The organism is Chitinophaga sp. SYP-B3965, from assembly GCF_009647655.1.
GTDB lineage: Bacteria > Bacteroidota > Bacteroidia > Chitinophagales > Chitinophagaceae > Chitinophaga.
The window spans coordinates 2962670-2982577 of sequence record NZ_WJFD01000001.1 but is presented as its reverse complement, the minus strand read 5'-3'; the positions used below and the strand labels follow the sequence as shown (position 1 = coordinate 2982577).

Sequence of the window (19908 nt, the reverse complement as noted above, 5' to 3'; positions counted from 1 at the left end):
GTATGAAGCGTTTATTAATTTGTACAGCGTTCGTTAGCCTGCTCGCTTTTTCAACAGACAGCACGGAAGATGATTTTATCAAAAGCAATTATTCTTTTGCTACTAAGCAGTTAAAGAATATGCTGAAGGAAACAAAACCGCAAACACCGCCTTTGTTTCCCCGTACAACAGATGCCAGCGGTAAAATGGTGTCTACCAATATGTATGATTGGACGCCCGGTTTTTTCCCCGGGAGCCTTTGGTTCTCTTATGAGTTCACCAAAGACCAAAGTATCGCCACCGCAGCTTCTGCCTGGACGGAGAAACTGGAGCCGCTGAAGGATTTCACCAAACACCATGACCTGGGTTTTATGATGTACTGCAGTTATGGTAATGCTTACCGCGTTACAGGTAAAGCTGCATACAAAGATATCCTGGTGCAGTCTGCCCGCTCTTTGAGCACACGTTTTAACCCGGTAACAGGCAGTATTAAATCATGGAATGCGTTTAAGTCATGGCATGGGAATAAGACTTATTCTTTCCCGGTGATCATTGATAACATGATGAACCTGGAGTTGTTATTCTTTGCTTCTAAAGTAACGGGTGATACTTCTTTCCGGCATGTGGCAATTTCTCATGCATTGACTGCGATGAAGAACCAGATCCGTCCGGATTACAGTTCTTATCATGTTGTATGTTATGATACTACTACGGGTAAAGTGGCAGGCCGGGAAACGGGACAGGGTTATGCAGATAATTCTACCTGGGCAAGAGGCCAGGCGTGGGGGATCTATGGTTTTACCATGGTGTACCGGGAAACAAAAGATGCCCGTTTTTTAAAGACGGCCATGGGCATGGCAGACTGGTTCCTGGATAGCAAGAACCTGCCGGCGGATAAAATACCTTACTGGGATTTTAATGCGAATGAAGCGGGGTATACACCTGGTGTGAATTCTTATGCCAATAAAGTAACAGAGAAACCAAGAGATGCTTCTGCGGCTGCTATTACTGCTTCTGCTTTATTTGAGCTGAGCAGGTATGCGGGCGAAAAAGAAGAAAAATATAAACAGGCTGCGATTAAAATGCTGCACACACTGGCCAGCCCTGTTTACAGGGCGCCGGTGGGCAGTAACGGAAATTTCCTGCTGATGCATAGCGTGGGAAGTATCCCGCATCGTACGGAAATAGATGTGCCATTGGTATATGCAGACTATTATTTCATGGAAGCTTTGCAACGGTATGAAGATCTGTTGCAGCAATAAGAAGTAGTTCTAATCTTGACAATCGCGATGAAATGAGGGCTGCCATTTGGCAGCCCTTTTTGTTGCGCATTGGTAATGAACACATTGAATTAAACAAGATAAGAACAGTGGATACGCCCGGCGCTGTGCATATTAAGTTTGTGAGGTTTAAGTATTAACACGCTTGCTTGCGGCAGTGAAAACAGCTACTTTAGCATATGTCTTCCTCAGTTGCTAAAAGGACCCCAGCCGAAGCACTTCGGCCCTTCATTACGGAATATGTTTTCAGAACGGTGAAAGTACCGGTTGTGAAAGCAATGCCCCTGCGTTACCTCAGTTCTATTGATTTTTTCCTGGGTGCTGATTTTGAAACCACTGATCACCGAACGGGAGAACTGCTCCCTTTTTCCCGGTGTTCCATCCGCGGACCCCGTACTTTCAGGAAAAGTGCCATCAGGATAGAGAAGGACTTCGTCTCCTTTGTGATCCGTTTTAAACCTACTGGCCTGTATGGTTTGCTGGGAATTTCCGCACACCTGTTCCGGGACGAAGCGATTGATGGTGCCCTGGTATTACCGGCCCTTTTTCCGGAGATCACGGAACGTTTGATGGCCTGCAAAGATATTGATAGCTGCATAGCTGTTGTAGAGCCTTACCTGTTAGTTTTGGCGAAGAAGGCCAGCTATACTTCTGTTGGTGTGGATCAGATGGTGAAACTGGTGATGGCTTCCTCTGCCAAAACTTCTATTAATGCTTTACAGCAAAAGGTTTGTTTATCCCAACGGCAGCTGGAGCGGAATTTTGTGAAAGAGATCGGTACCACGCCTAAATTGTATAGCAGGATGGTGCGGTTCTCTAATATGCTGCAGCACAAAATGCATCATACGGATACAAAATGGTCCGGGCTGGCGTATGAATTTGATTATGCGGACCAGATGCATCTGATCAAAGATTTCCAGCATTTCCTGGGGGTTAGCCCCGGGGATTTTGTGGCGGAGGATTTTGCTTTTTAGCTTGTGTTTTAAGTGTTAGCCTATGAGATTCTACCTTTTATGCCTCAAATTTCAACCGTAATTTTTCTTCTTCCAGGTCTAACAGGCTTTGATGCCTGCGGATGATCTCTTCATCTGTGTCCGTGGATCTATCCAGTTCGTGAAGGAGTTTGCGTTGCTGTTCCAGGATTTCTAAGTATACGCGGCGGAAATCTTCATGTTCCGGTTCTATGAGATGTTCTGCGTTGTAGAGATTTTCCCTCTCGTACCGGCTTCTCAATTGTAGTAAGGTCTTATTGGTCTGAGAGATCTCGGGATGCTGCTCATTAAGGAATTGCAGGGTGTGACCCGCCAGTTTTTTCCTGATCATTAACTCCTGTTCTTCTGTGCTAAGCCTGATATCCGGGTCGGGCATCTTTACCCAGCGGATCATCAGGGGAAGTGTTAATCCCTGTAGCACCAATGTAACGAGGATCACCATAAAGGTGATAAAGAGGATGAGGTTACGTTGGGGGAAGGGCGTTATTTTATCCGTTAATAAAAGTGGAATGGATAATGCGGCCGCAAGGGAAACCACTCCCCGCATGCCTGCCCAGCCCAGCAGGAAAGGTCCTTTTAATCCTGGCCTGCTATCTGCAGTTTTGATGTAGCGACTGATGAAAACCGTAAAATAGGAAGCGCCAAACGTACTGAGCAGCCTGGTGACGATCAATACCAGGGAGATCAGTAAACCATATTTAATGGCTTCTCCTAAACTTACCGGTCCCAGTTGATTCACAATTACAGGCAGTTCCAGTCCTATCAGCATAAACACCAGCCCGTTCAGTACAAAACCAAGCGTAGACCATACATTACTTCCCTGGTAACGGCTTCGGTGATTGAGGAAGAGATGGCTCCTGGCGGAAAGGAAAAGGCCACCGCTTACTACAGCCAGCACACCGGAAAAATGAAATGCTTCTGCTGCGATGTACATCACATAAGGTGCGGTAAGGCTCAGCACAATATCCATATTGGTAGTGGTGGGCAACCATTTATGCACGGCAAAATAGATCATCCCTATCAGGATACCTGTGAGTATGCCCATCACGATCACCACTACAAAACTCAATGCCGCTTCATGAAAAACAAAACGTCCGGTATCAACAGCCACGAGGGCAAAACGGAATACGATCAAACTGGATGCATCATTCATCAGGCTTTCTCCTTCCAGGATGGCGGAAAGCCTTTTGGGCACTTTCACATTCTTCAGCACAGCGCTGGCAGATACTGCATCCGGAGGAGATACAATGCCGCCGAGCAAAAAGCCGAGGGCCATGGTGAAACCGGGTATGATGGAACTGGATACCAATGCTACTACAAAAGAGGTAAGGATAACGATCAGGAAAGCGAAACTGGTAATTACACGCCGCCATTTCCAGAAATCTTTCCAGGAAGTGTACCAGGCTGCTTCATACAAAAGAGGTGGCAGAAAGATGATGAAGATCAGCTCCGGGTTGATCTCTATGACCGGCAGGCCCGGGATCAGGCTGATGGCCAGTCCGCCTATCACTAATACAATGGGGTAAGCGATCTTCAGTTTCGAGGCCAGCATCACCAGTGTGATAATAACCATGATAAGGGAAAGATATTGAATAACGTGATGCTCCATCTTATAGATTCTGTGGTTTGAATTTTCTGACCTTTGAGATATTCTTTCCGGATATCATGAATATACCTTCTCCTCTGTAATGCACCGTTGTGGGATATTTTGGATAAACAGCAGCATGTGCTTTCACCACTTCCAGGATAAAGAAACTGTATTTATGCAGCAGGCTCTCGTCCACTACTTTGCATTCAAAATTAGCATAACATTCTTTTATCAGTGGTGCTTTTACTTTATCTGCTTCTTCCGGCGTGAGTTTAAACTTTTTGAATTTATCTGTTTTTTCGCCTGAACTGTTACCAATACCTATTACTTCATCCAGCAGGTTTACGGTGGGGATATTGATCACACATTCTTTGCTTTTGCGGATCATATCGTAGCTATGGTTGGCGCCGGTGATAAAACAGCCGATCCGGGAGGGAGAGAATTCCATGACAGTATGCCAGCCCATGCTCATGATATTGGTTTCCTCCTTCCAGCGGGAGCTTACTAATACAATGGGACCCGGCTCCAGGAATTTGCGGATCTTGTCCACCGGGAGGTCTTCCTTTTTGTAATTTCTTCTCATGATAGTCAATTTAATAATTTTTTCCGGATGCGATCATTGATCCAGCCGATCAAGCTGTAATTTCGCGCAAATTTATAAGCTTATGAGGCGCATTGGCTCCCTTTTATTCATACTGGCAGCGGCTTTTTCCGTTTCTGCCCAACAAAAGACAAAAAAAGATACTGTGTCACTGGGAGAAGTGATCGTATCTGCCAGCCGTAAACCGGAGGTGCTGGACAAAGTTCCTTCATCCGTAACAGTGGTCACCCGCAAAACCCTGGAAAGGGACCTGACCATTACGACTGATATCACAGAGATCCTGGCCAACGAAGTACCCGGCCTGGCGCCTTCTGCTCAAACTAACAGCAATGTGGGACAGTCTTTAAGAGGCCGTTCTGTATTGATCATGATAGACGGGATCCCGCAATCCACACCCTTGCGGAATGGAGAAGTAGACCTCCGCTCTATTGACCCGGCGGTACTGGAAAGGGTAGATGTCCTGAAAGGTGCTACGGCTATTTATGGTAACGGTGCTACCGGTGGTCTGATCAACTATATCACTCTCAAACCGACAAATGCAGGTCCCATCTCCGGTAAAACCACACTTAACCTTACGGGTTCTTTAACCAGTCCCAAGAACAGTCTTGGTGGCAGGGTAGGGCAATTGCTCTATGGTAAGTTAGGAAAGTTTGATTACACCGTTAGCGGAGTATATGAGCAGAACGGAGAATTTAAGGATGCAAAGGGGAATATCCTGGGCAACAATTACAGCCTGGGAGAAACAGAGAGTTACAATGCATTTGTGAAACTGGGATTTGAACCTACCAGCCGTCAGCGTATCCAGCTGATGTATAACTACTATAGCAGCCAGCAGAATTCCAATTACACTTTGGTGAATGGAGATTTTCTCACAGGAAAACCTGCTACCGGCGTATTAGGTAAACAGCCTGGTGAGCCAACCGGCGTAAAAGGAAACCACAATGTGCAATTGTCTTACAAGGCAGATAGCCTCATTGGCGGAACTTCCCTGTATGCAGATGCTTATTATGCTTCCCGGGATGATATCTTCTATGTTTCCATCGGCCGGTTTGAAGGCGGAGACGGACAATCCCACACGCTTGCAAAAAAGCAGGGTTTCCGTTTTATGTTCAATTCTCCGTTGATGAATCATGCTTCAGCAATGGGATCATTGTCTTACGGTGCGGACGTTTTACATGACGTTACTTCTCAACCGCTTGTTGATGGCCGTGTTTGGGTACCTGAAATGAAGATGTTCAACCTGGCGCCTTTTGCAGAAACAGAATGGACCTTCCTGGATAACATCATCCTGAAAGGTGGTGTGCGGATAGAAAAAGTAAACATCGGTGTGGAAGATTACACTACTTTAAGGATCACCAATGCTACCGGTGGTACGGTTACGCCGAGCTTTGCAGTAAAAGGTGGTGATCTGAAATACACCGCTACTTTGTTTAATGCCGGATTACGTTACAACCGTTTCCCGCTCTTTACGCCTTACGCCAGTTTCTCCCAGGGATTTTCTGTGTCTGATGTAGGTTTGGCACTGAGGGATGCGAAGGTGGATAATATCGATAAGATCAACACAGAAGCAGTGCTGGTGAATAACTACGAACTGGGTTTTGTGAGCAAATACAAACAACTCCGTTTTGAACTGACGGGTTTTGTGAGTACTTCCAAATTAGGTGCGGAAATGGTATATGATGCTGCTACTGACTTGTTCAATGTAGCACGTACGCCAGAGCGCATTTATGGTTTTGAAGCAGCTGTACAATACAGCCCGGTGCATAATCTTGATCTGGGTGCTTCTTACAGTTATGTGGAAGGAAAAGCAGATACAGGCCGCATCGATGATAAGTACGATGCTTATCTGAACGGCAGACGCATTGGTGCTCCGAAGATCGGTGCCAGCGTTCATTACAGACCTATCAGCGGTTTTGAGGTTGGTTTGCAATATACCGGCATCCAGGAAAGAGATCGTTTCGTTAAATTGCCCAGCGGGCTTTATAAAGGAAATGAAGGGATCGTGAAGGCGTATAACCTGGTTAACTTTAATGCCAGCTATCGTTTAACGAAGAATGCACTGGTAACGTTAGGTGTGGAGAACGTTTTCAATGAAGATTATTTCCCTGCACGGTCACAATGGTTTATGATCCCCGGCTTTTATTCGAAAGGTAAAGGAAGGGCGTTTAATATAGGTATTGCCGTAAATTATTAATAAAAAAAGGGGCTTCTGTTTGAAGCCCCTTTTTTTATTTTAGAAAAGCCGATTTAGAAGAATGTACCTTGAGTTCCTGTTTTTCCTTATTTAAAGAAACCATCAGGTAGTAATTTTTGCTGATCATTTCATTTACCCTATATGTAGCACTTACTGATCCGAGATCCCCTTTTAACTCAAAACCCAGCAGTTGAATTGTTTCGTTGCTCCCCTGCACCTTCTCTGTCACGGTCAGGTTGTATCCCTGTTCTTTGAACATCGCCCGGATCTTTTCAAAGCTGCCCGCTTCAAAGTTTTCAAATGCTGCCCAGGAAGCGTTAGCGCCCAGCAGTTCTTTGAGTGATATTTGTATGGTAAGTTCTGTGCTGTCTGATTTAATGAGCAAACCTTTGGGCGATTGGTTTGGCGTTATTAAAGCAAAGCTGCTAATGGCCAGTGCCAGGCAGGGGAGTACTAAGAGATAAAGGGCTTTTTTCATGTTGCTGGTTTTATCGGTGAAAAGGGAATGAATGCGTCGTTTTAAAGGATGAATGTTGTAAAGGTTTAGCAGGCTATGCTGCTTGCCGGCATTGAATTTTAAAAGCAACTGTGCATATGCTGCTTTATCTACCCGACCGGTTACCAGTTCATCTGCTTCCAGTTCATGTAAGTTTTTTAATGTTTTCCCGTAGATATACACTAAAGGATTGAACCAGCAGAAGATCTTTACCAATTCAAGCAGGAGGTTATCCAGGCTGTGCAATTTTTGCTGGTGGGCTCTTTCATGTAAATAGATGATCCTCTCTTCTTCCGGGTCCAGGTTTTGCTGGATGAAGATATAATGAAAGAAAGATGCATTGAGGTCTTTTGTGCGTATAACGGTAGGGCTATTCTTTATCTTTTTATATAACTTAATTGCATTGATAATAAAGAGTATTGCCATAATGAATACGCCCATCCAATAAATACCAGCCAGCCAGTTGAAGTTGGAGCTATGGGTTAGTATATCGGGTATTGCCGGCATATTGGCTGGTTGAGTAGTTAGCACGTCCTCTATTGTTGAACGGACAGCAGGAATGTAACCTGTTCCCGGAAAACGCAGGAAAGGAATGAATATAGAAATCAGAAGTGTAGCTATCAGATAAACCCTGTTCCACCGGTGAAAGCTGAGGCGTTGAAAGAAAATAGCATACAGGCTATAGAACAACAACAAACAGCCTATAGAAGACAGGATGAAAGTTTTCATGAGCGTTGGTTTTGTTTATCTATGAATTGTTGCAGCTCCTGCAATTCCTTCTTACTCAGCTTCTTTTCCTGCATCAGGAAAGACAGGAGGTTGGCCGTTTTATCATCGAAGTAGTTTTTTACCATGCGCTGAATACTTCCTTTCTTATATTGCTCTTTGGAGATCAGGGGGCTGTACTCATGTGTTTTTCCGTAGGCTTTGTGAGTTACAAATCCTTTGGTTTCCAGTATTCTCACTACGGAGGACACTGTGGTGTAGGGAGGTTTGGGTTCCTCCATTTCTTCTATGATATCCTTTACAAATGCAGTATCCAGCTTCCAGAGGATCTGCATCACGTGTTCTTCTGATTTAGTCAGTTCTTCCATTTGAGGGATAAAATTTATCTACCTCAAATGTATAACGTATTTTCCAGTTATACAACTTATTTTTCCGTTGATATGGTTATGGCAATGTTTTCCTTTGCTGCAGGACTGATGCTTTTCAGGTTGATCCGGTATATTTCTTCTCCCCATTTCTCTTTCACGCCTTTATCTTCCATTGTTTCCAGGGGGACTCTTTCAATGGTGGGCAGTAAGCGTTTGGCCGGGTAGTGGATAAAGAAATCCTGTTTGGCATGTACTACCAGTAAACCAGGTTTTACTACTTCAACGGGGAAGCAGGTCATGAGGTGTTCTGTGTAATCACCGGCTGTTTTCAGTTGCATGGCATCTTCTACCTGTACATTCTTTCCTTTATTCAGTTTAATACTGCGCTGCCATTTTACGATACCTGCAGCGGCAGGATAAGACGGGGCAATATCCATGCTGAGTTGGCTGGCAGAAGAGGATGTTTTATAAGCTACGTTAGCGGCTTTGAAATCAGGACCCGGTGGTTGTGTTTTACCATTCACGGTGGGTACGTTATGATAGTCAGAGCAATTGTACCAGATCTCGTAACGTTTGTTGCTGAAGGTTTTGGCAGTATAGCTGCCTCGGCCGATATCTATCAGTACAGGCAGGCCATCGTAATACACCACGTAATTGCCGATATCATTATGGTTATGGCTCTCATCATTATTACCACCTTTAGCGGCTACAAAAAAACCTTTCGTGCTGCCTGCATGGTCACGGGATATCATCACCTGTAAGTCCGGCCACCATACATCTCCGGGTAATGGCAATCCTTTGGCTGCTTTGTCGAATTCCTCCTGCATGAAGAGGGCGAAGAAGTTGCGGAAGTACTGGAACCTGCCCACGGAACTTTTATCCTTATCCGTCATGTAATAAGCGCCGAATTCCATCATGGCGGGATCGCTGATGTCTTTTCCGTAGCGGTAGATCATACTGGCTGCCATGCCGGGTTGTGGATCTGCGTCTGCAAAGTTGAGGAAGTATTTTTCACTGATCTGGGCTTTGTAAATGAACTGACCCATGTTGCGGAACTTCTCGTCCTTGTAAACATAGGTGAAGGCATTATTGCTGGCGAGGTTCAGCATAGCGATGTTATCATATAAGGAAGCTGCGGCAGCACCCCAGTAACCGGGGCCTTCATCACATCCGCCATCAGCAGGGTAGGGGTTCAGGAAATTATCCAGCACACCTAATATCTTAGTCACTGCAGCTAAACGTTTGGTATCATCTTTTTCCAGCAGCAACACAGCATTTAGCCAGTTGGAGCAGATCCAGGGATTCCAGTTATTCGGGCGGCGGCCGTTGGCATTGCTGCTCATGAAGCCATGATGTTTGGTCATCAATGGTTCAAAGATGCGGCGGTTGGTTTCGTTATAGATCCGCTTTCTGATCTGCGGGGAAATTGCATCCAGTTTCTCTCCGAGGAAGTAATCTGCCCAGGCTAAGAAAGTAGCTGTTTCTGCAGAGAATAGTTCCACGAATGGGGCTGATACATCATGCAGGCCCAGGTATTCCGGTCCTTTGGGCAAGTGAGCGGGAGAACCCCAGAAGGATTCTTCGCAGATAGACCAGATGCCGTTGACGATCGGGTCCATAAAGCGGCCTTTGTTCTCATATATTTCTGCCAGGATTAATGTGCCTAATACTTCACGTTTTTTAAAGCTGATCACTTCATAATCATTGCGATTACCATTGCGCACGATCTGTAATGATTTGATAGCGGGTACGCCAGGCCATTCATAATTAATGAAACCTTCTGCTTTTGCGATGAGGGCTTTACCGGATGCAGGATCTGCTTTTGCCCATCCGGCACGGTCGTTCAAACGGGGGAAAGGTGTCCATTTGGCTTGCGGGATCAATTCCAGCTTTTGGTATTTTCCGCTGAGCAGGTTTTGTGCTTTCGCTAAAAGGCTGCCTGTTAGCAGACAGATGATCAGGCAAAATGATCTCATTATTTCTTCCATTTTTGGAGCGGCTCGTTAAGGGCATCGCCCACAACGGTTCCTTCCGGATGAAAAACTATGGTGATGTTCGTTTCTTTAGTAGCAGGTAAATACACACTGAGTTTTTGGATGCCATTGTTTGGATTGTTCTCAGCGGGTTGTGGTGATGACTTCAATGGTTTTGCGGGCATCGCCGTAAAAGTTGCGCCGGTAGGAGCTATGATGGTAACTACTATCTTTTTGCCATTTTGCTGCAGTGTGGCAGATCGTTTATTTTCTGAAAGTCTGATGGTTGCTTTGGTATGTGCAAACCAGTAAACCGGTTCTGCTTCCTTGTTACTGATCTCATCTCTGATCACCACCATGTCCTTTTGCTTCAGGAGGGCAATACCGCGATGAACAGAAGTACCATACGCAGGAGAGAGATCCATCACAGCATTCGCTTCTGCAGCACCGCTGTTAAAACTTGTTATGACAGTGGCAGCTTTTGGGTCCTGATCTTCTGCTTTGGAAGGATGGATCACAAGGGTGTTATGTCCTTCAGCACGATTACGATAATACGTCCAGCGTTGGCCACCTTTGGCTGTACTGAAATAACCGGGGATGTTGTAATTGTCTGCACCAAGGTCTACGATCCATCTTTCACCTTGTGCATCGAGGATAAAACTGCCTAAGTCGAGATGACTGTGGTTGGCTTTGTTATCCCCGGCTTTGAAGGAAACGAAAGTAGCATTGGGATCATTCCATTTGCTGCGTAGTGCTACTACTTCTGCTTCGCGGAAATAACTATCCGTTTGCAACGTAGACTTTACATTGATCAGGCTGGCATCATACCATAACAATGCAAATGCATTGGCAGGTTTGAAAGCGTAGAGATATTGCGCAGCTTCCGGTTGCTTAAATCTTTTAGCGAACCAGAAGAGCTGTGCACCTTTGATCGCTTCATCACCTCCATCTGCATAATTGAAAGAACGATTAATGGGACTATTCAGGTATAGGGGGAATAGGCCTGTTTTGGAAAAACCTTCTATGTCTGATAAGCCAAAGTCTTTGCCCAATGCACTGTTCAGCGCAGTAATAATGGCTACATTATATCTTGTGGCGTAATTCCAGTAGCCGGGGCCTTCATTCCATGCACCATCCGGTGCAAAATGTTTCATGGCCAACGGGAGTTTTTGGATTACATTCTGCAAAATAACGGTAGCGAGTTTGGGCTCTTCATCAGCAATCGCTAATGCGCCCACACCAATGCCGCCATTGCATACCTGGTTCCAGTTATGCGGTACATCCGGCCACCAGCCGGTACTTTGGGTGGCGAGTTTTTCATACGCCAGCAGGGCGCGGCTTAATCCTTTTTCAATGATAGCAGAACGGATGATCTTTTTCTGATCAGCATTCCAGTAGTCATAGAACCAATCATATCCCAATGCGAAGGCAAAGGTCATTTCTCCTACATCCAGGAAGTGCGTGGGGTTCCAGTCGGGGAATTGAGCAGCGGCAGAGAGTTCTTTCCATGCGCGTTCTGCAAAACGTTTTTCTTTTGTTACACGATATAAGAGTCCCAGTGTGGAGATCCTTTCTACGGCAGCACGGCTGGTAGCGAGGAGGCGTTTGCCATCTGGTATTTCAAATTTTGCAGCGGGTTCATCGAGGATCTTTTCCCCTGTTGTATATAACTTCAGCCAGGCCGTTTTAACGTATTCGTCTGTGTTCTTTAATGTGGCCACCCGCTCAAAATCAGCATTGCTGAAGAGGAGGCGGGGATGTTCTTTTTTCAGGCTGCCAAGCAGGGAGTCCTGCGCCTGGGCAGATAGAGTTAACAGACAGAGGATAGCAAGTAAATAACGCATAACTAAAAGTTCCAGCCGGTGAGTAATAAGATATCATCCTGTGGCAGTTTCAATCCAGTGATATTTACATCGGAGTATTTTTTGGTTGCCACTGCTGCCATTTTCAGGTAGCCGTTCATCTCCATTTTCTTGATCTGCTCATGCTGCCATTTTTGTTCTCCTTTGGCGAAGGGCAACATCCAGGTGAATGCTTTCTTAATGCTTTTATTATCTGCGGTGGTATAGTTCCAGAGGTTTATCTGTACATTTTCTGCCAGCAGGGCCAGTTCAAAGAATCCTTCGAGGTTCATGGAGGAATAGTTCCAGGAAAGTGTGCGGGCCAGTTCATGCGGCTGGCTGCCTTCTTCTTTCAGCTGGCTGGCTATACGTTGTTGTGTTTGTGTAGTGATGATCTCTTTGGCGAGCGCAGGTTGTTGTGTGAAGAGCGCAATAGAAACAGCCTGCACATCATACCAGGTACCGTGGTTATTGGCTTCGTCTGCTTCATCTTTTCCAATGGGATTGTTACGCATCCATTGCAGGAATTGTTTATGCCATTCCTGGATGGCGGTATAATCTTTTTTAGGCAATGCCTTGGAATCAGCCAGCAATTGCATGCCATCTATCAGTTTCGTAACAGCGCGGGTATCTATCAGGCCTATACCTCTTCCTTTTGTAACGCCGGGAATGGCTTGCCCGTAATTCAGGTTGGGGTTCATGCGTGTAGTGGTATCAATGTACCAGGTGTGTAGTAGTTTGGCTGCATGTGTTGCGTATTGTTCCTCTCCGGTATAATACCAGGCAAGGCCCAGGAGGCAAACATCGTGGCAGAGGGATTTGTAGAATTCCGCATCGTTGATGGCAAAACGTTCCGGGTTGATCTGCCCGTCTTTCCGGATATAGGGCACGCCACCTGGTTTGCTGGAATCCGGCCACCAATAGGGGCCTACGCTCATGTAATCATGTTTGTCCCCGCTGTCCGGTGTTCTGGTTTTGTATACCACGGAATAAGGGCCATCTTTCAAAGCTTTATCGGCAGCGCCTTTCAGTTTTGCGAGGGCTTGCAGCATAGCTGGATCTCCGTCTTTTATCTTTTGCTTATTAGCGCTGAGAACAGATGGTTTCAGCAGAAAGGTCTTTTGTGCGGAGGCTGTTAAAGTAGCGAACAGCCATAAAATAGTGCATAGTTTCTTCATAACAGTCTAAAGATAAAGAAGGGCTATGGAATCCCATAGCCCTTTTTATGTGTTAGTTCATCGCGTAACGTTTGATACAGATAGTGGCAGTTTTGGTAGTATTGTTCAAAGCCTTCAGGAAGATGTAGGCCCTGTACTTTTTGTCTGCGGTTTCTACCCATATGCCTGCTTCGGCTTTCATGTTGATGGCGAAATCAGATGCATCGCCGAGGTCCAGTTTCTGGAAGTCCAGGTCATCAATGAAGATGCCGAATTGCAGGTCGGACAGTTGCTGATCACGGAGGCCCCAGGCTTTCACCAGTTTGCTCACTTTGTTTACGCCGGCAGGTAAAGTAATACCCGGAAGGTATTGCGCATTAGCACCCGGGGAAACAAAGCTGTGGTTATACGGCGCAGGGCGATATACATACACGAGGTCTATCTTATCTGCTTTTGTAGCTGCCTGTGCTGCCGTATAAATAGCCGTATCCGCAATAGAGATATAACAGGCACCACCATCCACCGGTGCGAGGTTCAGTGCCATATCCATTTTGGAAACGTTATAAGGCCCCATGGAGTAGGTAGCTGTTTCACCATCGCTGCTTTTAGCGGTGAATTTGAATGTTACAGGTTTGCCGCGGGCTTCTTCCGGTGGAAAGTAATAATAGCGCAAGGTAGAAGCCATCGTGTCCTTATTAAAGGTCACCACCGTTTTATTACCCGTGTTTACGGAAGGTGCACCGATCAATGTTGGGATATCTATTCCACTATTGTTGGTGTAATAGGTCTTGTTTTCCAGCCAGGTAGCAGGAGCACCTGCAATGGAGGCTTCCACTTCGGCAGAAACGATCTTTCCCTTTAAAGCAGGCAGCGCCATAGCATAAGCGAATTCTATGTTCCGCCCAACCAGGTTTGGCCCAAGTGAACGTTTGATAACATCGTTCTGCAGAATGCCTTTCGGCTCTGGGAGTGCGTATTTATCTTCCTTGCAACCTGCCATGAGCAGGATGAAAGAGAAGAGTAACGCAGTATGTTGGAAATATTTTACTGACATGATCAATGATTTATGGTTGTACGGTAATGAAAATTTTGTAGGTCTTTCTAATCTTGCGGTTTCCTGAAACAACGGCATATTGTTTCGGATTAGCGAGATCGGAGAAGTCTACTTTACCGATTACTTTTGGATCCAGTTTGGCATCCGTTGAAAGGCTAAACTGCGGCCAGAGGTTCTTCAGGTCTGTACCGTAGAACACTTCTATATTGATCGTACAGGCCGTGGTATCTATCACCGGAGATTTTGTTCTTACGGTTTGAAAATCTGTTCCAACCAGATCAAAGTTGGTGACAACGCATTCCGCCCGGTCAGTGATCAGCAGGCCGTCATCGTCCACCGGTTTATCTTTTGAGCAGCTGACCCAGGCAAAAGCCATCAGCATCATCACAACGGTTATTGAAATATATTTTTTCATCTTTCTCTTTTTAAAGTTTGGATTGGGTTACAGCCATGGTGTGTTCTGCGTGAGGTTTGGATTACGGTCACGTTCACCCGGAGGTATCCTGAAAATGTAATTCTGCTGATACGTTCTTTCCGGTGTGTTCTGGTAGTAACGGGTGATGTTGAAACCTTGTGTGTCAATTCTCCAAACGCCTGCACTGCCTGGAGGTCCCCAAATTCTTTCCAGGGCTCTCCATCTGCGAATGTCAAAACCACGCTGGCCTTCACCGATCAGTTCAACAATACGCTCCTGTTCAATAGCACTAAAGAAGGTAGCTTTATCTGCTGTTTTTGATGCGGCGAGCGCAGGCAATTTTCCTCTGTAACGTACTTTGTTCACTAATGCAATCGCATCTGCCTGTGGTCCGTTTACGGCATTGGTAGCTTCTGCATACATGAGGAACACATCTGCCAAACGTATCACCGGCCATGCAAAATTACCATCACTGCGGCCTATGCCCGGGTAGTTCCTTACGAACTTGCGGAAGATATAACCAGAGTTAACGCCATCAGGGAAAGAGGTCGTATAATTTATACCGTCTATAACAACAGGGGCGCTATTTGATTTATAGATGAACGGCCAGTACCCGGTGGATTTCAGGCTGGTTAAACCAATGCTCATTTCGTAATCCCAGATGAGGGATGCCTTCATCCTATAATCACGATTAGCATAACTTTGAGGGTTGATAGCTGAATTAAGCGTTGTTCTTCCAGCTCCTGTGGGTCCGGGGATCATTGGTTTCAGCAGCGGTGCAAAATCACCTGTTACGATGGATTGGTAGCGGTCTGCAATTTCATACCTGGGGTGTACCCATAATTGAGAACTTTCCACTGTACGTGTTCCAAGGTTACGCATCAGTTCTTCACCCTGGCCGGTACCTGTTCCTCCATGCATAAAGTACAGGAGGTTTTCCGCATCACCATTGGCTACAGGCATGAAGAGGTAAAAATAGTTGGGTAATATTTCTGCTTTTCCAAGCACGTCAATGTTGCCAGGCTCACCACCTCTGAAGAGTACCAGGCCATAATCATTGATCACTTTTCTGAAATCGTCTGCTGCTGTGGTATAGGCAGCAGTGGCAGTAGCAGCATTGGGTACGAAGCCTGCTAATTCCGGCCAGCCGAAGTTATTCCAGGAGGCCCAGTACAGTTGCACTTTACCACGTAATGCCAGCGCAGCAGGTTTGGCCATGCGGCCTACTTCAACCGCTTTAGTGGGCAGCTTTTCAAATGCATAGGTAAGATCTGCCATGATGGAATCTTTCACCTGTCCGATAGGGAGACGTGGAAGCTGGGCTACCTCACTGTTATCGAATACCGTTTTACTGAGGTAAGGAACATCCCCCCACATGGATATCAGTTTGAAATAACACAAACCGCGCAGGAGTTTTGCTTCTCCCACCACTATTTCCAAGCTGGGTTTTGAAGTTTCACTGGCAGTTTCCAGCATCTTGTTCACATTATCGATCACATAGTTACAGCGGTTCACGCCACCATACAGGTAACGGTACATCTTATCCCATTTGTCCCCGTAATTGGTAGGATCATAAATACCGGCGTTTCCCTGGTAAGCATCTCCTGTTTTGTAATTATCAGGATATTCAGTTGCCGGAGCTGCCATTCCGCGTACCCTGGTATATTCACCATGGCCTTCCATCATGTAATCCCGGTCGAACACATAACGAACATCAGCATAACAGCCCATGAGTGCCATGGTGGCATCTGCCTCTGTTTTCCAGAACTGGGAATAAGGAAGTTCTACAGTGGCTTTCTGGTCCAGCAGGTTTTTGACGCAGCCGGTTGTAAACATTGCCATACTGGCAACGGCACCTATCAGATATATTTTTATTGATCTTTTCATGATTATAACTTTTAAAAGCCCACATTAACACCTGCGGAATAAGATTTATTCACGGGGTATGCATTACTCCTGTTGCCGGTTGCTTCAGGATCCAGACCGCGATAGTTTGTAAGGGTCATGATGTTCTCTGCAGAACCAAAAATGCGGAATTGCCTTACGCCGATCCTTTTCAGCAGATCAGCAGGAAGGGTATAACCGAGCTGAATATTTTTCAGACGGAGATAGGTCATATCATCCAGCCAGAAAGTAGTTTCTTCCCTGTTTGCATTCCCTGACAGGCGTGGTAATGAACCGCCCCTGTTATCGAGTGACCATGCGTTGTTCCAAAGATCCCAGGTCCAGGCATATCTTTTTCCGGCAGGATTGGTGTTGTTATAGTTATTGGTTACATAGTCCTTACGGCCGGTAGCGCCCTGGAAGAGGATAGACAGGTCAATACCTTTCCAGGCAACATTTGCATTCATAGCATAGAAAGTGGTAGGCCTGTCACGCTGAATATTTGGATAGGCTTTCTTATCCTCTGCGGTGATCCTGCCATCGCCATTTAAATCTTTACGCAGCATATCTCCGGGTGATGCACCTTGTGGTGTGGCATTGTAAACATCTTCCCAGGTTTGTGCAATGCCGATGTCCTCAAACGTGTACAAGAAGTGGTAAGGCATATCTAAGAAGGTGTAACCTTTGCCCAGGAATTCATTCCATTTCTCCAGCGTAGTTTTATTATAAGATCCGTTCAGGTTGACTCCGTATCTTACTTCACCAATTTTGTCAGACCAGGTAAGGTTTAGTTCTACACCTTTGTTGCGCAGGTTGCCGATATTCCTCCTTGGCGCCACATAACCACCAGAAATCAGGTTAGACATATCCGAAGGCCTGTTCATGCCTGTTGTTAAACGGTTGTAATAATCCAGTTCGGCCGTGAGCCTGTTGTCCAGGAATCCCAGGTCCAGGCCAATGTTTAACACGGTATTTGTTTCCCAGCTTAAGGAAGTATTCACCAGCTTGGTGTTCACAAATCCTTTGGTGGCGTCCATGTTTGCACCTATTATGTAGGCAGCAGCAGCCAGCGTTGGTTGTTGTTCGTATCTGCTAACGCCACTGTTATTACCCAGTGAGCCATAAGAGATCCGGAATTTACCCTGGCTGAGGATATTTTCAGTGTATTGCTTGATAAAATTCTCTTCTGTAAAACGCCATCCTAATGCTACTGACGGAAAGAAACCATACTGTGAGCCTGGTAGGAATTTAGAAGAACCGTCATACCGTGCATTGAATTCAAACAGGTATTTGTCAAAGGCGGTATAGTTCACGCGGCCGATATAAGAGAGGAGCCCTTCTGTACTGGAGTTACCACCTGTTGATTGTGTAGTGGTAAGTGCCGCATCAATTTCATGCATGGTGGGATGGAACCTGTCGTTACGGCTGGATCCCTGGGAACGGTCGTACCAGTATTCCTCACTGTACACTACCATGGCACTTATTTCGTGGTGTTTGGCAATTGTTTTCTTGTAATTAAGACTACCATTCAGCATGCTCTTATACCCTGTATTGGTAAAGTTGCCTACGCCGGCATTGTCCCCTACATAAACGCGGGTGCCAAAGGTATTGGTCTGGAAATTGAAAGCTTTGTTAGGCGTATTGGCATTCCAGCGGAATTGATTGTAGTAATTAAGGGAATAATCAATACGTGCAGTTAACCCTTCGATGGGAGACCAATCAAGGTAGAAGGTACTGTTAGCGCCCTGTCTGTTGGTACGGTTGAGTGTATTCTGATATACTGTATATGGATTGTATGCCTGCGCATCTTCATTGTAGGCCATTACACCGCCATAGTAGCCAGTTACAGGATCATAGGGTGTAATACCTGCTATCGCATATTGCAGGTCAAAACCTGCGGTGTTGGAAGTGGCATCATCCGTAAAACCATCTTCCAGGGCATACACAAATTTGCTCCAGTTACCATTGAAGCGTACACCAACGTTCATGTTCTTGCGCAGTTTGTAATCATAGTTAAAGCGCGCATTGTAACGGGAATAATCATTATTGATCTGCAAGCCTTTTTCGTCCATTACTCCAATGGAGATGAAGAAATTGGAGTTCTCGCCACCACCGGTAGCAGAAACATTGTAATTTTTTAATTGCCCGTCGCGAACGATCACATCCCACCAGTCCGTATTAGGGTAACGAAGCGGATCTATCATGCTCATGGCCATCCACTGATCTATTGTACCATCTTTAAAATCCCATGAGGCACGTGCTGCACCAACAGCATTCTGGCGTTGGTGCATGGTGAGCCCACGCGCATAGTCCGCCATGAAATCATAAGCCTTCGTAGGTTTGGTTAACGCAAAAGATCCGTTGAAGTTGAGCTGTGTTTTCTTCAGGCCTTTTCCGGATTTGGTGGTGATCAGGATCACACCATTTGCCGCGCGGGAACCATATACAGATGCAGAGGTGGCATCTTTCAGTACAGAGATACTTTCAATGTCGTTGATGTTGATCAGGTTGATATCTACATCCGGCATACCATCCACTACTACAAGTGGATTAGCATTATTTACAGTGCCTAATCCACGAATCATGAGAGAGGCGCCATTGCGGCCAGCCATACCGGTAGATTGTGTTACAGCTAAACCCGGCACCAGACCTGAGAGTGCGGAAGAAGCATTTGGCAAAGCACGGCTGGTGATGGCTTCATCTACTTTAACTGCAGAAACGGCACCTACCATGTTTACTTTTTTCTGTGTACCATAACCTACTACCACTACTTCACCGAGTGCTTTCTGATCAAGGCCTAATTGAACATCTACTCCTTTGTAATCAGAGTAAGCCTGTTCCTGTTTGGCATAACCAATAAAGGTAAACTCAAGAACGCCGGAAGAAGCGGCCACTTTCAGCACGTAAAATCCGCTGGCATCTGTAACGGTACCTTGCTTGGTACCTTTCACGGCTACTGTAACACCAGGCAATGGTGTTTTAGTTTCATCCGTTACGCGGCCACGGATCTCGCGTGTTTCTTGTTGGAAATAGGTGGCAGTTGCTGCCGTCCCTTTTGCGGATACTGTGGTGGAAAAACAGGCCACTGGGATCCAGGCCAAATATATCCACCGGACACGTAGCCAACGGGGAGATGGACAATTGTGTAAATAATCTGACATAACGCTTTATTTAAAGTGAGGCAAGAAATATAAAATCCGGGCGGTGCTACCTACCTGCCAGGACGAAATTAACGTCATTGAATGCAATCGTTTGCATGATTCAAGCTGTCTTAGTTAGTCTTTTTCTTTGGTTGCATCGTGGAATAAAATTGTTTTTAGTTAGTGGAAGTTTTTAATCACTTTTCTGGTACTGATTTTG

At 45.7% G+C, this 19908-nt stretch carries 14 protein-coding genes; 3 read left to right on the top strand and 11 right to left on the bottom strand.

The features are described 5' to 3' along the window. Positions 1-2 precede the first annotated feature (2 nt). On the top strand, positions 3-1241 hold the full coding sequence (locus GFS24_RS11785; RefSeq protein WP_153659754.1) for a glycoside hydrolase family 88 protein: 1239 nt from the start codon (positions 3-5) through the stop codon (positions 1239-1241). 197 nt (positions 1242-1438) lie between these two features. Further along, complete coding sequence (locus GFS24_RS11780) at positions 1439-2233, top strand: AraC family transcriptional regulator (protein ID WP_153659753.1); 795 nt, start codon at positions 1439-1441, stop codon at positions 2231-2233. A gap of 37 nt (positions 2234-2270) precedes the next feature. On the opposite strand, the gene GFS24_RS11775 is transcribed toward GFS24_RS11780, so the two are convergent. Both GFS24_RS11775 and GFS24_RS11770 read right to left on the bottom strand, forming a co-directional pair. Next, complete coding sequence (locus GFS24_RS11775) at positions 2271-3860, bottom strand: Na+/H+ antiporter (RefSeq protein WP_153659752.1); 1590 nt, start codon at positions 3858-3860, stop codon at positions 2271-2273. A 1-nt stretch (position 3861) separates the two neighbouring features. Then, the gene (locus GFS24_RS11770; protein ID WP_153659751.1) at positions 3862-4422 is read right to left on the bottom strand and encodes a flavin reductase family protein; all 561 of its coding nucleotides are present in this window, start codon (positions 4420-4422) and stop codon (positions 3862-3864) included. An 82-nt stretch (positions 4423-4504) separates the two neighbouring features. Between GFS24_RS11770 and GFS24_RS11765 the strand changes: the two genes are divergently transcribed. Continuing rightward, complete coding sequence (locus GFS24_RS11765; RefSeq protein WP_153659750.1) at positions 4505-6634, top strand: TonB-dependent receptor; 2130 nt, start codon at positions 4505-4507, stop codon at positions 6632-6634. Positions 6635-6668: 34 nt separating this feature from the next. Here GFS24_RS11765 and GFS24_RS11760 read toward each other — a convergent pair whose 3' ends face one another. The 9 genes from GFS24_RS11760 to GFS24_RS11720 are packed head-to-tail and all read right to left on the bottom strand — an operon-like array spanning position 6669 to position 19649. Continuing rightward, on the bottom strand, positions 6669-7859 hold the full coding sequence (locus GFS24_RS11760; protein ID WP_153659749.1) for a M56 family metallopeptidase: 1191 nt from the start codon (positions 7857-7859) through the stop codon (positions 6669-6671). Further along, positions 7856-8224, bottom strand: coding sequence for a BlaI/MecI/CopY family transcriptional regulator (locus GFS24_RS11755; RefSeq protein ID WP_153659748.1), 369 nt, complete (start codon positions 8222-8224; stop codon positions 7856-7858). The genes GFS24_RS11760 and GFS24_RS11755 overlap by 4 nt, the downstream gene beginning before the upstream one ends. A gap of 56 nt (positions 8225-8280) precedes the next feature. Continuing rightward, positions 8281-10200 carry a heparinase II/III family protein gene (locus GFS24_RS11750; protein ID WP_153659747.1) on the bottom strand — a complete coding sequence of 640 codons (1920 nt, stop codon included), beginning with the start codon at positions 10198-10200 and terminating at the stop codon, positions 8281-8283. Then, positions 10200-12041, bottom strand: coding sequence for a heparinase II/III family protein (locus GFS24_RS11745; protein ID WP_153659746.1), 1842 nt, complete (start codon positions 12039-12041; stop codon positions 10200-10202). The genes GFS24_RS11750 and GFS24_RS11745 overlap by 1 nt, the downstream gene beginning before the upstream one ends. A gap of 2 nt (positions 12042-12043) precedes the next feature. After that, complete coding sequence (locus GFS24_RS11740) at positions 12044-13216, bottom strand: alginate lyase family protein (RefSeq protein ID WP_153659745.1); 1173 nt, start codon at positions 13214-13216, stop codon at positions 12044-12046. A gap of 52 nt (positions 13217-13268) precedes the next feature. Then, positions 13269-14249: a DUF4466 family protein gene (locus GFS24_RS11735; protein ID WP_216647393.1), complete on the bottom strand. Its 981-nt coding sequence runs from the start codon at positions 14247-14249 to the stop codon at positions 13269-13271. Between the two features lie 10 nt (positions 14250-14259). Beyond that, a complete protein-coding gene (locus GFS24_RS11730; protein WP_153659744.1) occupies positions 14260-14664 on the bottom strand; it encodes a hypothetical protein in 405 nt (134 codons plus the stop codon). Between the two features lie 27 nt (positions 14665-14691). Next, positions 14692-16551, bottom strand: a complete 1860-nt coding sequence (locus tag GFS24_RS11725; RefSeq protein WP_153659743.1) for a RagB/SusD family nutrient uptake outer membrane protein — start codon at positions 16549-16551, stop codon at positions 14692-14694. Between the two features lie 11 nt (positions 16552-16562). Next, positions 16563-19649, bottom strand: a complete 3087-nt coding sequence (locus GFS24_RS11720; RefSeq protein WP_253906437.1) for a TonB-dependent receptor — start codon at positions 19647-19649, stop codon at positions 16563-16565. Positions 19650-19908: the final 259 nt, after the last annotated feature.

What these genes read in the sequence shown, in the direction of transcription:
- GFS24_RS11750 (WP_153659747.1), bottom strand. Translation starts at nt 10,200, where the DNA reads ATGAGATCATTTTGCCTGATCATCTGTCTGCTAACAGGCAGCCTTTTA.
- GFS24_RS11730 (WP_153659744.1), bottom strand. Translation starts at nt 14,664, where the DNA reads ATGAAAAAATATATTTCAATAACCGTTGTGATGATGCTGATGGCTTTT.
- GFS24_RS11780 (WP_153659753.1), top strand. Translation starts at nt 1,439, where the DNA reads ATGTCTTCCTCAGTTGCTAAAAGGACCCCAGCCGAAGCACTTCGGCCC.
- GFS24_RS11755 (WP_153659748.1), bottom strand. Translation starts at nt 8,224, where the DNA reads ATGGAAGAACTGACTAAATCAGAAGAACACGTGATGCAGATCCTCTGG.
- GFS24_RS11725 (WP_153659743.1), bottom strand. Translation starts at nt 16,551, where the DNA reads ATGAAAAGATCAATAAAAATATATCTGATAGGTGCCGTTGCCAGTATG.
- GFS24_RS11770 (WP_153659751.1), bottom strand. Translation starts at nt 4,422, where the DNA reads ATGAGAAGAAATTACAAAAAGGAAGACCTCCCGGTGGACAAGATCCGC.
- GFS24_RS11775 (WP_153659752.1), bottom strand. Translation starts at nt 3,860, where the DNA reads ATGGAGCATCACGTTATTCAATATCTTTCCCTTATCATGGTTATTATC.
- GFS24_RS11760 (WP_153659749.1), bottom strand. Translation starts at nt 7,859, where the DNA reads ATGAAAACTTTCATCCTGTCTTCTATAGGCTGTTTGTTGTTGTTCTAT.
- GFS24_RS11785 (WP_153659754.1), top strand. Translation starts at nt 3, where the DNA reads ATGAAGCGTTTATTAATTTGTACAGCGTTCGTTAGCCTGCTCGCTTTT.
- GFS24_RS11735 (WP_216647393.1), bottom strand. Translation starts at nt 14,249, where the DNA reads ATGTCAGTAAAATATTTCCAACATACTGCGTTACTCTTCTCTTTCATC.
- GFS24_RS11745 (WP_153659746.1), bottom strand. Translation starts at nt 12,041, where the DNA reads ATGCGTTATTTACTTGCTATCCTCTGTCTGTTAACTCTATCTGCCCAG.
- GFS24_RS11765 (WP_153659750.1), top strand. Translation starts at nt 4,505, where the DNA reads ATGAGGCGCATTGGCTCCCTTTTATTCATACTGGCAGCGGCTTTTTCC.
- GFS24_RS11740 (WP_153659745.1), bottom strand. Translation starts at nt 13,216, where the DNA reads ATGAAGAAACTATGCACTATTTTATGGCTGTTCGCTACTTTAACAGCC.